This is a genomic window from Maribacter aurantiacus, from assembly GCF_005780245.1.
Lineage (GTDB): Bacteria > Bacteroidota > Bacteroidia > Flavobacteriales > Flavobacteriaceae > Maribacter > Maribacter flavus.
In genome coordinates this window covers 100,752-114,137 of the sequence record NZ_VBUK01000009.1, presented here as the reverse complement: position 1 = coordinate 114,137, position 13,386 = coordinate 100,752, and the positions used below count along the sequence as shown (strand labels likewise).

At 42.5% G+C, this 13,386-nt stretch carries 13 protein-coding genes; 5 read left to right on the top strand and 8 right to left on the bottom strand.

The genetic code is table 11. The annotated features are described in order from the left end of the window. Nucleotides 1-275: 275 nt before the first annotated feature. Entirely contained in the window at nt 276-1,700 is a 1,425-nt protein-coding gene (locus FEK29_RS14200) for a PQQ-dependent sugar dehydrogenase (protein ID WP_138259103.1), read from the top strand. Between the two features lie 210 nt (nt 1,701-1,910). Further along, nucleotides 1,911-2,651 (top strand): 23S rRNA (guanosine(2251)-2'-O)-methyltransferase RlmB, encoded by a 741-nt coding sequence (rlmB, locus tag FEK29_RS14195; RefSeq protein ID WP_138259102.1) that lies wholly within the window; start codon nt 1,911-1,913, stop codon nt 2,649-2,651. Here the strand turns inward: rlmB and FEK29_RS14190 are convergent. Further along, nucleotides 2,648-3,406: a rhomboid family intramembrane serine protease gene (locus FEK29_RS14190; RefSeq protein WP_138259101.1), complete on the bottom strand. Its 759-nt coding sequence runs from the start codon at nt 3,404-3,406 to the stop codon at nt 2,648-2,650. The two genes, rlmB and FEK29_RS14190, sit on opposite strands and share 4 nt — an antisense overlap. Nucleotides 3,407-3,582: 176 nt before the next feature. Here FEK29_RS14190 and FEK29_RS14185 point away from each other — a divergent pair, with 176 nt between their 5' ends. Beyond that, a complete protein-coding gene (locus FEK29_RS14185) occupies nt 3,583-4,860 on the top strand; it encodes a replication-associated recombination protein A (protein ID WP_138259100.1) in 1,278 nt (425 codons plus the stop codon). On the opposite strand, the gene FEK29_RS14180 is transcribed toward FEK29_RS14185, so the two are convergent. The 7 genes from FEK29_RS14180 to FEK29_RS14150 form a co-directional block, all read right to left on the bottom strand. Then, entirely contained in the window at nt 4,857-5,747 is an 891-nt protein-coding gene (locus FEK29_RS14180; RefSeq protein ID WP_138259099.1) for a hypothetical protein, read from the bottom strand. The genes FEK29_RS14185 and FEK29_RS14180 overlap by 4 nt on opposite strands. Before the next feature lie 61 nt (nt 5,748-5,808). Next, nucleotides 5,809-7,242: a DUF5723 family protein gene (locus tag FEK29_RS14175; protein ID WP_138259098.1), complete on the bottom strand. Its 1,434-nt coding sequence runs from the start codon at nt 7,240-7,242 to the stop codon at nt 5,809-5,811. Next, nucleotides 7,239-7,778: a hypothetical protein gene (locus FEK29_RS14170; RefSeq protein ID WP_240042760.1), complete on the bottom strand. Its 540-nt coding sequence runs from the start codon at nt 7,776-7,778 to the stop codon at nt 7,239-7,241. The genes FEK29_RS14175 and FEK29_RS14170 overlap by 4 nt, the downstream gene beginning before the upstream one ends. 61 nt (nt 7,779-7,839) lie before the next feature. Then, entirely contained in the window at nt 7,840-8,529 is a 690-nt protein-coding gene (locus FEK29_RS14165) for a YjjG family noncanonical pyrimidine nucleotidase (protein ID WP_138259096.1), read from the bottom strand. Further along, nucleotides 8,522-9,769, bottom strand: a complete 1,248-nt coding sequence (locus tag FEK29_RS14160) for a polysaccharide deacetylase family protein (RefSeq protein ID WP_240042759.1) — start codon at nt 9,767-9,769, stop codon at nt 8,522-8,524. The genes FEK29_RS14165 and FEK29_RS14160 overlap by 8 nt, the downstream gene beginning before the upstream one ends. A gap of 48 nt (nt 9,770-9,817) precedes the next feature. Continuing rightward, complete coding sequence (gene radC / locus FEK29_RS14155) at nt 9,818-10,516, bottom strand: RadC family protein (protein WP_138259094.1); 699 nt, start codon at nt 10,514-10,516, stop codon at nt 9,818-9,820. Between the two features lie 109 nt (nt 10,517-10,625). Next, complete coding sequence (locus FEK29_RS14150; protein WP_138259093.1) at nt 10,626-11,987, bottom strand: UDP-N-acetylmuramate--L-alanine ligase; 1,362 nt, start codon at nt 11,985-11,987, stop codon at nt 10,626-10,628. 99 nt (nt 11,988-12,086) lie between these two features. Between FEK29_RS14150 and FEK29_RS14145 the strand changes: the two genes are divergently transcribed. Then, complete coding sequence (locus tag FEK29_RS14145; RefSeq protein WP_138259092.1) at nt 12,087-12,404, top strand: cupin domain-containing protein; 318 nt, start codon at nt 12,087-12,089, stop codon at nt 12,402-12,404. A gap of 155 nt (nt 12,405-12,559) precedes the next feature. Continuing rightward, nucleotides 12,560-13,345 (top strand): SDR family oxidoreductase, encoded by a 786-nt coding sequence (locus tag FEK29_RS14140; protein WP_138259091.1) that lies wholly within the window; start codon nt 12,560-12,562, stop codon nt 13,343-13,345. Nucleotides 13,346-13,386: the final 41 nt, after the last annotated feature.

Sequence of the window (13,386 nt, the reverse complement as noted above, 5' to 3'; positions counted from 1 at the left end):
CTTTTTCATGTTGACTAAAAAATTGCAGTAGTGAATCTATACTTTATCTTTTTCCCCTCCATAGCCCAGCTATGAAGCACGGAAAATTCCGCATCTAGTCATAAGCTCCCATTTCTCACCGGAATTTCACAATCTAAAGGAGAGTTCATATTTTGGGCTTTTGATTTAGCCCAAGACTCTGTAGTTTTTCAAGATCATTATGCGTAGTTTTGATTGAGCATCAAAATGAATATATTGCATGGCCATTGGATAAATTCAACTTCCCGCAAATGCAAATGAGAATCCCGTTAATCTTCATAGCAACTGTTTTAATGCTAACTGGTTGCAAAGAGCAGAGAAAACCAATTCAAAAAAAGGAACCAACCAAACAAGTTATTTTCTGGAAAAAAACAAATCCAGAAGAAAAGGAGAAAAACGGAGGTTTGATATTACCCGGCTCATTTTCAGCAATAACTGTAGTAGACAGCATAGGTCCCTCCAGACATTTGGCAGTAAACGATAACGGAGATATTTATGTGAAATTACGGGAGACAGAAGGTACCCTGGGAAATATTGCACTTAGGGACACGACGGGCGATGGCAGGGCGGATATTGTGCAAAGATTTGGCGGATATCCAAATGACGGCAAGTTTGCCACGGAAATGCGTATACACCAAGGTTATTTATATTTTAGCTCTGAACAGGTAATTTACAGACAAAAACTATCTCCCGATAAATTAATACCCGAGTCAAATCCAGAGGTCATTCTTACCGATCGTTTCCCACTAAGATGGCACAATGCCAAATCATTGGCTTTTGACAATGATGGTTTTATGTATGTGACTTTTTCAGCCCCTACCAATGCTTGTGAGGACGCTAATTCCCAAGGTAAGATAAAAGGCCATATGCCCTGCCCAATGTTGGAATATCTAGGAAGTATTTGGCGTTTTGACAAAAACAAACCAAACCAAATTCAAACGGATGGTGAACTTTATGCCACGGGAATACGTAGCATCGTTGCCTTCTCCTGGAACAACGAGGACAATGCCCTATATGCGGTGCAGCACGGACGGGACTATCTACACAACCATGCCCCTGAGGACTATACGGAATGGGACCAAGCGGTACTTCCAGCAGAGGAGTTCATGAAAATTAAAAAAGGGGATAATTATGGTTGGCCCTATAGTTACTATGACCATTTTCAAGGTAAGAAGTTGGTCGCCCCGGAATATGGTGGGGATGGAAAACTGGAGGCAAAAGAATATACAAAACCTTTGATGGGGCTACCCGCACACTGGGCTCCAAATGACCTACTTTTCTATAAAGGAAATCAATTTCCAGAACGATATCAGAACGGCGCTTTTGTTGCCTTTCATGGATCCACAAACAGAACACCCTATCCACAAGCAGGATATATTATAGCCTTTATTCCTTTTGAAAATGGAAGACCTACAGGTAGTTGGGAAGTTTTCGCTGATGGTTTTGCAAAAACGGACACAATTGCTTCAATGCCGGATGCAAAATATAGACCTATGGGTTTGGCCCAGGACAAAGATGGGGCGCTCTATATTTCGGAATCCAAGGAAGGAAGAATTTGGAAAATCGAGTTTAAGGGAAACAAATCTCAGTTTGGAAATGAACAACTCAAAAAAATGGAAGAATTGAAAGGCAAAACCTATATCAAAACCCCGGATAGGGTGAATGACAGACTGAAATCATAGAATAAATATAATATGATGAGTCATGTATTCCCTATGCTGATTTCCCTAGGAGTACCACAATAACACATTCAAAAGATGAACTGTTCCAACGAAACACCTTCCTTTTCGATTTGTTTAATTTGTTGTGATTCCTGTAAATATTGTATTACACTAAATAATAGTTGTTAAAAAAGGCAAAAAGCATCACGGTATAATACCTATCTTTAGCCCATGGAAAAAACCACCCAAATCTATGGCATAAGGGCCATTATTGAAGCTGTAAACTCAAAAGAGGAAATTGATAAGGTATTTCTTCAAAAAGGGCTTAAAGGGGATTTAAAAAAAGAACTAGAAAGCCTTTTGAGAAGGAATGAAATCAATATTGTGTATGTTCCCGCTGAAAAGCTAAACAGACTCACAAAAAATAACCATCAGGGGGCCGTTGCCAATATTTCTCCCGTTAGATTCTATTCATTGGAGGAATTGGTCGAAAGAGCCAATAACAAAGACACCCCTGCCCTATTCTTACTTTTGGACCAACTCTCTGACGTACGGAATTTTGGTGCGATTATAAGAACGGCGGAATGTACCGGAGTAGACGGAATCATCATTCAAAAAAAAGGCGCCGCACCGGTTACTGCGGACACCATTAAAACATCGGCAGGTGCGGCTTTTAAAGTGCCAATTGCCAAAGTAGACCATATCAAGGATGCTATTTTCTTCTTACAAGCTTCAGGTATACAAATTGTTTCCGCTACGGAAAAAACCAATGATTCCGTTTACGATATTTCCTTTAAAGGACCTATAGCCATCGTTATGGGTGCCGAGGATCAAGGTATATCCCCCTCGATTCTAAAAGCTTCTGATTATTGCGCCAAACTACCCTTATTGGGGGAAATAGGATCGCTGAACGTTTCCGTTGCCTGTGGTGTCTTCCTATACGAGGCATTAAGGCAAAGAACTAGAAACTAAGTTTTCTCAGTATCGTCTGTTTTTTCGGAAGATTTATAGATATATCGTATTTGGAGACCATCTTCCGATTCCGATTCTTGATTTGAAAAATGAGGAGTTTCTATAAAATTACCATCGGCATCAAAATGTTTTAAAAAGGGGTCATCTGCTTCATTATAATCCTCCCGTTCCCAATCATACTTTTTTGGTTTTGGGACTTTAGCGTCGAAAACAAGTGCGAATATCAATCCCGTCAAAAAGCCTCCCAAATGACCCTCCCAAGAAATTCCTTCCTTGACCGGAAAAATATACCACAACAAGCTTCCATAGATAAAAACGACTATCAAGGATAGTGCTACCAGCCGAAAATGTTTGGTTATAATTCCCTTGAAAAATATAAAACTGGCCAAGACATAAATAAGTCCGCTTGCACCTATATGAAAGGAAGTTCTACCAATGCCCCACGTAATAACCCCTGATAAAACAATACCCAAAAGAACGACCCGCAAGGCTATACTTTTGTAGAAATAGAAAAGTGCGGCCAATAATATTGCCAATGGAATGGTATTATTGTACAAATGTTCCAAAGAACCATGTATGAAAGGACTGAGCACGATTCCTTTTAATCCGGCCAAACTTCTAGGATAAATGCCGAATTCGTTAAAATTGGTCCCGTTCAACAATTCTATCCAATATACGGACCAAACAGTTAACACCCCTATAAGTGGGGCGAACAGCACGGAGTTGGAAAATTTAAAATGTTCTGAATCGGACATGGAAACAATTTAACAATTAATCGGCCAAAATTGGGAATCGGTAAAAATGTCATTTAAATATATTAAAGGTCTTGATGATTTTCTTTGCCAGACCTGACAGGTTTTAAAAACCTGTTAGGTCAACCCAATCGTATCTCGAATAAGGAACTTCCTCAACTTTAGCCTATTTTTACATCATGAACGAGCCATTAGCGGAGCGGGTACGCCCACAGAACCTGGAAGAATATATCAGCCAGAACCATCTGGTTGGTGAAAACGGTTCCTTGACCCATCAAATAAAAAAAGGTGTTATTCCATCCATTATTTTATGGGGTCCGCCGGGTACGGGAAAAACGACCTTGGCCAACATCATTGCTAAAGAAAGTGAGAGACCGTTCTATGTATTGAGTGCCATTAATAGTGGAGTCAAGGACATTCGAGAAGTTATTGATAAGGCTAAACAAGCCGGAGGCCTGTTCACAGCCAAAAACCCGATCTTGTTCATAGACGAAATCCATCGGTTTAGCAAATCGCAACAGGATTCCCTGTTAGCGGCCGTTGAGAAAGGTTGGGTAACGTTGATTGGTGCCACGACCGAAAATCCAAGTTTTGAAGTCATTCCGGCCCTATTATCTAGATGTCAGGTCTACATTCTGAACCCCTTCGGAAAAAAAGACCTGGAACTGCTTTTAGAGAGGGCGATGAAAAACGACACGATTCTTAAAAAGAAAAAAATCACCCTGAAGGAAACCGAGGCCCTACTGCGACTATCCGGTGGGGACGGCCGAAAACTGTTGAACGTCTTTGAGCTGGTCATCAACTCGGAACCCTCTGAAGAAATTATAATTACGGACGACCTAGTCCTTTCCAAGGCCCAAAAAAATACCGTTTTATACGATAAGACCGGGGAGCAGCATTATGACATTGTATCGGCCTTCATTAAATCGATACGAGGCAGCGACCCAAACGGCGCGGTCTATTGGCTGGCCCGCATGATTGAAGGTGGTGAGGACGTGAAATTCATTGCCAGAAGGATGTTGATTTCCGCTTCGGAAGACATCGGTCTTGCCAACCCCACCGCATTAATCATGGCAAATACAACTTTCCAGGCCGTAACCACCATTGGTTATCCCGAAGCCCGAATTATTCTAAGCCAATGTGCGGTCTACTTGGCAACCTCGCCAAAAAGCAACGCCAGTTACATGGCTATTGGCAAAGCGCAACAAACGGTACGACAAACAGGAAACCTTTCCGTACCCTTACATTTGAGAAATGCACCCACAAAATTGATGAAAGACCTAGGTTATGGCGCCGATTATAAGTATGCCCATGATTACGAGAACAATTTTGTAAACGAAGAGTTCCTGCCAGATGAACTATCTGGAACATCGTTTTACCAACCGGGAAAAAATCAACGGGAAAATGCCCTGAGCGACTATCTAAAAAAACGTTGGAAGGACAAGTATGACTTTTAGAATTTGATGTTCAAAGGTTCTTGAACCAGGTTTTCGCCCTCATAATATTCAAAAATCCATTGGCCCTCCTTTTGGTAGACAATGCCACTTTTTTCATCGGATTGGGCCATGAACATATTTTCATTGGAACTCTTGAACAATTTCATTCGAACCTTTGGGGTACTGTCCACCAATTGATAGCCATTGGCGATTTCTTGGGCGTACCAAATTTCCCCGTTTTCCGCAACTTGTGATTCATTTTTTGAACCGATATTGGACGGTACGGGCTCCAAACTTTTATAGGACTGGTTCTCTGTAGTAGCTTCCTGCACCACCATTGGATTCTGGTTTTTGGGAGCTTTTCGCTGTACCTTATCGGTATTGATACCCTTTGGCTCCATTCTTTCAGCTATTTCCTTATTTTTTAGGCTTCTAACATCGTTCTTAAAACTTAACGTTAGTGTCTCTTTGGGAGCCTCCATAGCCGTGTACTCGTAATCAACACCATCCAAACTCTGCATGGCCTCTCCAATGGCCTCATTATAGGCCGATTTGTATTCCTTAATCTTGCTTTTCCCTTGTTGTGTTTCAAAAACATCGGCACCATTGCAGTCCTTTAGTACCAAAGTGGTTTTTGTCGTGAACATGGAAGAATCATCCGATAGATCAACCCAAACCCCCAAACATCTATCGGATGCGAGGTCCGGAGGAAGCGCATCATCATAAACTGCATTAAATCCCTTTTCAGAAAGCAGGTATTTAATCAAAGTACTGGTTTGATATTGGTTGGTTTTCCTGAACGCCTCAAATCGTTTGGGAACTACAAAATATTTGTAATTGTTCAAGTCTGTCTGTGCGGACAAGAAATTACTAAATGAAACGGTAAGTACTATTAACAAGGTTCTCAAAGTCAAGGGTGTTTTTGTTCATACAAAGTAAATGAAAAAAGCATGCCAAAAATCCGTCCACTTACTTTCGGCCCCAAGATATAATATTTAAACCTAACTGAAAAGATGCATAATTACTTGCCGCGATGTTCCCATAGGATAACAGGTTATCTGCCAAGGCATAGAGGTTTATGGGCCCCGCCTGAAGATTGAGTCCAAAACCAAGATTCGTATAGCTGAACTTATCGGCCGTATAGGTTGCCTTCACCGCCAAGATATTGCCTAGCCTCCGCATGTAAAAACCTGTAATCGCCGCTTGTGGACCCCTTGGTCTGTTGATCAAAAAAAGGTGGCCCCCAACGGAATTCCTATATGCGATTCTAGGTGAATTCCCTCCGGAAGGATCAATGGTACAATCGCAGTCTTCAGCTGACCCTTTGGGCAGTCCAAAATCATACCGTAATGAAGCATTTACTTTGGTAGGCCTAAAGGTCAAATAGGCCGAATTATTCTCTTCAAAAGGTACCAGTTCCTCGATTTCATCTACGAGGTCCTGCCAATAATCCCGATTCAAATTCGATAGTTCACGCAATACATTTATCTGGATTCCCTCTGAACTGGCAATTCCATTCAGCGAATAATTTTGGGTATCCCCACTATGATAAATAAACCCCAGATCCAATACACTGGCAGTAAATACCGTTTGTTCATTAAGCCGATATGAAAATCCCAAATCTACACCCAGACCCAAATCTCCTCCAAAAAGGGCCCGTTTCATTATTGTATTCCCGGTTGTTTCATTGTCCGATGCTTCATCCAATTGCCCGAAACCGGATGTTCTTAATTGCAGATCGGCATTTAAGGTAGTATTGAGAATGTTATTCTGCCCTTCCGTGTTGACCAAATAGCCACTGTTTCTGGTGGAATTATAATCCACGATACCCGAATATAGTTTCCCCCTCGCGCCAATTGTCAGGTTTTTGTCCACCTTCTTGTTCACCCCCAAATGATAGACCGCCACCAAGGAACCCCGCGTTTTCAAATCCCCCAAGTCAAACCTTCTGTTCAGCTGATCGGCATTACCGTCAAATATCAACTGGGCATAATCCCTTGGCCAATACGTGATGTTATCAAACTCCAAATAGGCCCCACCGGAATAAAAAAGATTGGGATTGCCACTTCGAAACCCAATGTTGAGTATTTCTAGTTGAACATTGCCACTGAATTCATCCCTACGGCCCATGCCATACACCATTCTATCCCTAATCTTATCGTTGATGTCCAGTCCGTCCTCGGCAAAAATATCATTAACGGAAACCCCATTGGAACCCGCATAGCCAGAAATCCCTGAAATCATTGGAATGCCCGTGTACCATTTAAAATCGCTCTCCACACCTGGATTCACCATCAAGGATTGGGGAATTTCATTAAAATCGTAAAGAATCTGCTTGTTCTGGGCCTGCAGAAAATTGCATGACAAGACCGCTAGAATGCATATGGAAAGGATTCGCTTCATTTTACCCTGACCGTAAATTTTGCAATGGAACGAAGTTCGATGGCCGGATCCGGCAAATTGGAGGTACTGGTATTGTCACCAAGGTTTCTGGCGCTCAGCCTTACCTGGGAGGTATTCCTAAGAATATCAAGACTTTTGTCCGCACCGCCATACGCCACAACCCGGGTCAATAGGGCCGTTGGTGCGGCATCCATTTGGAAGAACTCGGTGTCCAATACATCCCCATTTTCGTTCAAAAACTCTATGGTTATCTCAATTTCCTTACTTGTAGTATTTTCCAATTCATAGGTTATGGAACCTTCCAACACCCTTTCGGTAAAAATATCCTCTTCAAAGGCGTCAAAATTGAAATCCTGGGAAAAAAAACTGATGCCCGTAACCCTATTTATTATCGATTCCTGGGTCTTTACGTAGAAAATACTGGTTTCGAAAGTGGGGGTAATGGTCAGGTCGTCATATTGACCAAAGTCCTGTTTATCGGAACAGGAAAACAACAATACAAGCCCAACGAACAGAAGACCTATTTTTCGTAACACAATCATCCTTTGGAAACAATTACCGGATAGAAACTCCCTATCCCATGTAAGAGATATAACTCTATAAATAGGATTTTATTTCCCGAAGCTGCGTGATAATGGGGGCATGGTCATGAACGGGATTTCCATGGGCATTGAAATGTAAGGTATGCAGACCAACGGATTTAGCTCCAAGAATATCCGCTTCCAAACTATCCCCTATCATCAAGGATTTCTGCGGATGGACTTTTGCCCTATCCAAGGCAAGTTCAAAAATGATGGGGTTGGGTTTCTTCACCCCCGCCATTTCGGAATCCACGATATGTTCAAAAAAATGGTGTATACCGGAATTCTTCAACTTTTTTTCCTGAATTTCCTGAAATCCATTGGTAATGATATGGAGCCGATACCTAGGCCTTAGGTAGTTGAGCACAGCAACGGTATCTGGAAATAAATGGGTATATGAGGATAAATGATTGATGTACTCGCTGGACAAACTATGTATCACCTCATCGGAAACGGGGTGTCCTAGTTGGTCGAACACCGTTTTTAAGCGTTGATATCTAAGGGCTTCCTTGGTTATTTTCTCCTCCCGATACAATTTCCAGAAAGCCAAATTTGTGGGAACGTACACCCTTAAAAAATTCTCAAGTGGGATTTGGATACCGTGTTCGGCCAATATTCTTTCAAAGGTTAGGGACGAATTCCGCTCAAAATCCCATAGGGTATGGTCCAAATCAAAAAATACGTCCGTGACCAGATTTTTAAACATGGTACTTTGTAATTAACTGATGGTACACTTCCTTCCAATCGAAGGTATGGTCAGAACCCAACAATTCGTTCGAGAATATAGATATAAAAGTACCCTTCACCAATTTTATTTCATTGTAAATGGCGTCCATTCTGCGTTCCAATTCCTTTTTCTTATGGATTTCCCTCAGGGCATAATCATGCAGTACAAAAGGAAAGACCTTTATGGGTTGCTGTACTTCCAAAGGAATATCATAAAACTGAAAGGGCGTACAGGTGCCCGCCCTAAACCCTATTTGATAGCTATAGCCCATGGTAAAATCATCCGTGAATTCCGCGGCAATCAAATTTCTATAGGTTTCCGGAACGTCCACCCGGTTGTACCGCATCCTGGAATAATTTACCGGTCTGTTGACCACGTCCTCGAGATTATGTTTTTCGTTTTTCAAAAGTTCCACATCGTTAAAAGAACTATAGGAGGCTGCTAGGGCCACAGTGGAATAATCGCCAATATACTTAATCAACGACCTAAAATTGATGCTATTTGTGGATACGTTTTTATCGTATTTGGAGTAGTTGGCAAACTGAAAAAAGAAAATACTATTGATTTTCAACTTTTTGTGCCACTCTATTAAGGTGGCGAAATTGTCATACGGATCTTTTTTAATGTTCAGTCCCACCGCAATTCTTTCTATCAGCCTTTTTATCCTGAACGTTCCTAGATCCAGTAAAAATCCGGCAGCCCCCCGTATAACTCCCCTATTCGCATAACAATGGGAAGTGGTTACGTCTATCAAGGACAAGAATTTATATTTTCTAGGCCCCTGGACCAAACCTGGAAACCGTTCCTTTAGTATCACGAAGAGTTTCATCGCCCAAATATCCACCACCGGGCGTTCCAAGAACTTATGTTCATAGGCCAGACTTCCCTTGGACGGAAAACGCCCGTGGGCATCCTTAACGTGAGGTAAATACTCCTCATACCGACTGATCAGGTAAAATGAAGCCGCAAAAATGTCAAAAGGCAGACTACTGCGTTCCCCCGCAAAGAAAAAACAGGGAACATTGTCCCAACTCATTACATTGATATCCACATCGTTGATACCTTGTTCGAACAAAAGGTCGTGACTGCGCACGAAGAACTCGTTCTGTAATGGCTGTTTGGTATAGGTTATCTTTTCATTCTTATGTTTTATGAAATCCTCCACCTTGGTAGTAAAACCTATTTCTATACCCAAAATCCTGGTAAATACCTGCTTCATGGTGTACGTTAGGCGAGGTGTGATTTTATGGGTGTAGATCAATAACATTTACAACAATTGATTATCGGCAAAACTAAAATATTCCTTTTGTGTGATGATCAGGTGGTCCAGAACACGAATGTCCAAAGACTCCGATGCATTTTTGATTTTTTGGGTAATTTCGGTATCGGCCTGACTCGGTTTTAAGGTTCCCGAAGGATGGTTGTGCGCCAAAATCAGGGCCACGGCCCCCAACTCCAAAGACTGTCTCATGAGCAAACGCACATCTACCAAAGTTCCCGTTATTCCCCCTTTGCTCAACTGGGCCTTGTGCAAAATCTTGTTGGAATTGTTCAGGTACAAAATCCAGAATTCCTCGTGCTGCAATTCCCCCATGATGGGCTGTAGGACTTCAAAGGCATCCTGGCTACTGCCTATTTTCTCGATTTTTAGGGAATCCTCCCCTCGTCTCCGCCTGCCCACTTCCAAAGCTGCTGAAATGCTAATGGCCTTGGCCTCGCCAATGCCCTTGAATTTCATCAATTGCTGAATGGAGAGCTTTCCCAATTCGTTCAGGTTGTTGTCCACGGAAGCCAATATCCGTTTGGAAAGTTCAACGGCGCTTTCCTCCCTGTTTCCGGACCCTATCAAGATGGCGATCAGTTCCGCATCGGAAAGGGCGGAACGCCCCTTATGAAGTAGTTTCTCCCTAGGCTTATCGTCATCGGACCAATTTTTGATTGAAAAAGAAAAGGGCTTAGCTTCCATATTCCAAATATACTGAACTAATTATTTCAGGTTGACAATATCGTAATCACAGATATATAAAGATGCTCTTTACTATTGAACATGATTCTTCCCGGAAAGAAAGGCTCATCTAAACATTTTCAATGGATCGGGTCAGTTCGCCCAAATCCAATCCGCCGTAATTACCTGAACTCATCAATAAAAGTGTCGTATTGGAATAATCCATATGTTGGATGAACGCATGAAAAGATTCCGCATCCGTAAACACTTTCAGGTCCTTGCGAGCAAAAGCCTCCATAATCTGTTCCGGGGTTACTTCCTTCAACTTTTTAATGGCCACGGATTCCGGCAAAAAGAAAATAACGGCCTCGTCCGCCAGATTCAAAGCCCCCTTGTATTCCTTCAAAAAATCTGGATTGAAACTACTATATGTATGCAGTTCCAAACAGGCCACCAACCTTCTATCTGGATATTGTTCCTTCACGGCCGTGGTGGTGGCCATGACCTTACTGGGCGCGTGGGCGAAATCCTTAAAAGCAATACAATTCTTGCCCTCTGCTATTTTCTCCAACCGCTTGGAAGCACCTTTAAAAGTAGCTATCGCTTCATAAAAATCAGCCTCGTCCACGCCCATGTTCTGACAGATCCATTTGGCTCCCGCCAAATTGCTCAGGTTGTGCTTGCCAAATACCGAAATAGGCATAGGTCCTTCAGGCGTTGACAACAAAGTTTCCCCATTCACCACCTCATAATCGGGTGTGCTATACGGGAGTTTTCTGATTTGGTTTTCAGAAGCTTCCACAACTTTCTTAACTACCGGGTCCTCCTCATTGAAGGTGATACTGCCACCTTCAACGATGCTATCTACAAAAATCCGAAACTGCTCCACATAATTTTCAAACGTTGGAAATACATTGATGTGGTCCCATGCGATACCGCTCAACAGGGCAATATTCGGTCGATATAAATGAAACTTAGGCCTCCTATCTATGGGCGAGGATAAATATTCGTCCCCTTCCAAAACAATGAAATCGTTCTCTTCCGTCAAATGTACCATTCTGTCAAAACCTTCCAATTGCGCTCCCACCATATAGTCCACGGGTATCTGATGGTACTTGATCACATGCAAGATCATAGAAGTAATAGTCGTTTTGCCGTGGCTACCGCCTATTACAACCCGGGTTTTGTTTTTGGATTGTTCGTATAGAAATTCGGGATAGGAATAAATGGTCAGTCCAAGCTCCTGGGCCCTTAACAATTCCGGATTGTCGGCCTTGGCATGCATTCCAAGTACCACAGCGTCCAATTCCTTTTGGATTTTTTCAGGAAACCATCCAAACTGTTCCGGTAATAAATCCTTGGCTTCCAATCTGGATTTTGACGGTTCAAAAATAACGTCGTCGCTTCCGGTAATTTGGTAACCTTTGTGTGCCAAGGCCAAGGCCAGGTTGTGCATGGCACTGCCACCTATGGCAATAAAATGTATTCGCATGATTCTAAATTATGGGGTAAAGATACAGATTGACGTTAGCAGCGCAAACCATTTTAAGGCCTGTGATATTCTTTTTACCTTAGGACTAAAATCAAAAAAATGGACTTGAACCTGGAAACCATCGCGTCAAAAGAAATCATGCCCGGATATCACGGGAAATTGGTGCACGCGGAAACCATGAGTATCGCCTATTGGACGGTCGATAAAAACGCCGAAGTCCCGGAACACTCGCATAGGCACGAACAGGTCATGCACGTGCTGGAAGGCACTTTTGAGTTTACCTTGGATGGCACAACCAAGGTTTACAAACCGGGTGACATCGTAATTATAGCACCACATAAAAAACACAGCGGAAAGGCATTGACACACTGCAAGCTCATGGATGTATTTTGTCCGGTAAGGGAGGAATATCGATAGGCCCCCTTGCCCCCAAAGGGGGAACTAAATTCAGGTTCAAATTCAAATATCATGTTCAAAAATGATATAATTTACTGATATAGAATGTAGGACGTGATGTTCAAATTGATTTTCCTTATAACTATAGACTTTTAACTCATAACTATTAACTAAGAATGAACATATCTCTCATAGGAAAAAAAGCCCTGGTTGGCGGTAGTAGCGGCGGAATAGGGAAGGCCATCGCCATGCAGTTGGCGGAAAGCGGCGCCAGTGTGACCCTGATGTCCCGAAGCGAGGAAAAATTAAAAAATATCGTATCACAATTACCAACCTACCATGGTCAGGTACATCAATATCTGACAGTGGATTTCTCCGATTTTCAATCGTTCCAAAAAATCATCACAAATTATTATAGTACTTATTCCGTGGATATCCTCGTAAACAATACCCAAGGACCTCCTGCGGGTGGTGCCTTGGAAAAGAAGGTGCCGGATTACCAGGAAGCCTTTGACCTGCTCTTTAAAACCGTCGTTCTCACCACGGAATTGGCCCTGAAAGGGATGATGGAAAAAAATTGGGGACGGATCATCAATGTGGCGTCCGTTTCAGTGAAGGAACCACTTTCCTATTTGGCATTGTCCAACTCTATTCGCGCAGCCGTAGTCACTTGGGCCAAGTCCCTGGCCACAGATGTGGGCAAGTACCAAATTACCGTTAACAATGTACTTACGGGGTATTTTGATACGGACCGTATCGCCCAGCTCAACGCCAAAAAAGCGGAACAAATGGGCGTTCCAGAAAGTCATGTGCGCAGCGAAATGGAACAAAAAGTTCCCCTACAGCGCATTGGCGACCCAAAGGAATACGGCTATTTGGCTGCATTTCTAGCGTCGGACAAAGCCGCATTCATTACCGGAACGAACATCCCCATCGATGGCGGACTCCTAAAAACATTATAGTAGTATCGATTAAAGAGGACACATCGATCACTGACTAACCC

Bases quoted from the DNA above. Each gene is read 5' to 3' on its own strand.
- radC (WP_138259094.1), bottom strand. From the start codon at position 10,516: ATGGAAGCTAAGCCCTTTTCTTTTTCAATCAAAAATTGGTCCGATGAC.
- FEK29_RS14175 (WP_138259098.1), bottom strand. From the start codon at position 7,242: ATGAAGCGAATCCTTTCCATATGCATTCTAGCGGTCTTGTCATGCAAT.
- FEK29_RS14165 (WP_138259096.1), bottom strand. From the start codon at position 8,529: ATGTTTAAAAATCTGGTCACGGACGTATTTTTTGATTTGGACCATACC.
- FEK29_RS14200 (WP_138259103.1), top strand. From the start codon at position 276: ATGAGAATCCCGTTAATCTTCATAGCAACTGTTTTAATGCTAACTGGT.
- FEK29_RS14190 (WP_138259101.1), bottom strand. From the start codon at position 3,406: ATGTCCGATTCAGAACATTTTAAATTTTCCAACTCCGTGCTGTTCGCC.
- rlmB (WP_138259102.1), top strand. From the start codon at position 1,911: ATGGAAAAAACCACCCAAATCTATGGCATAAGGGCCATTATTGAAGCT.
- FEK29_RS14145 (WP_138259092.1), top strand. From the start codon at position 12,087: ATGGACTTGAACCTGGAAACCATCGCGTCAAAAGAAATCATGCCCGGA.
- FEK29_RS14185 (WP_138259100.1), top strand. From the start codon at position 3,583: ATGAACGAGCCATTAGCGGAGCGGGTACGCCCACAGAACCTGGAAGAA.
- FEK29_RS14140 (WP_138259091.1), top strand. From the start codon at position 12,560: ATGAACATATCTCTCATAGGAAAAAAAGCCCTGGTTGGCGGTAGTAGC.
- FEK29_RS14150 (WP_138259093.1), bottom strand. From the start codon at position 11,987: ATGCGAATACATTTTATTGCCATAGGTGGCAGTGCCATGCACAACCTG.
- FEK29_RS14160 (WP_240042759.1), bottom strand. From the start codon at position 9,769: ATGAAGCAGGTATTTACCAGGATTTTGGGTATAGAAATAGGTTTTACT.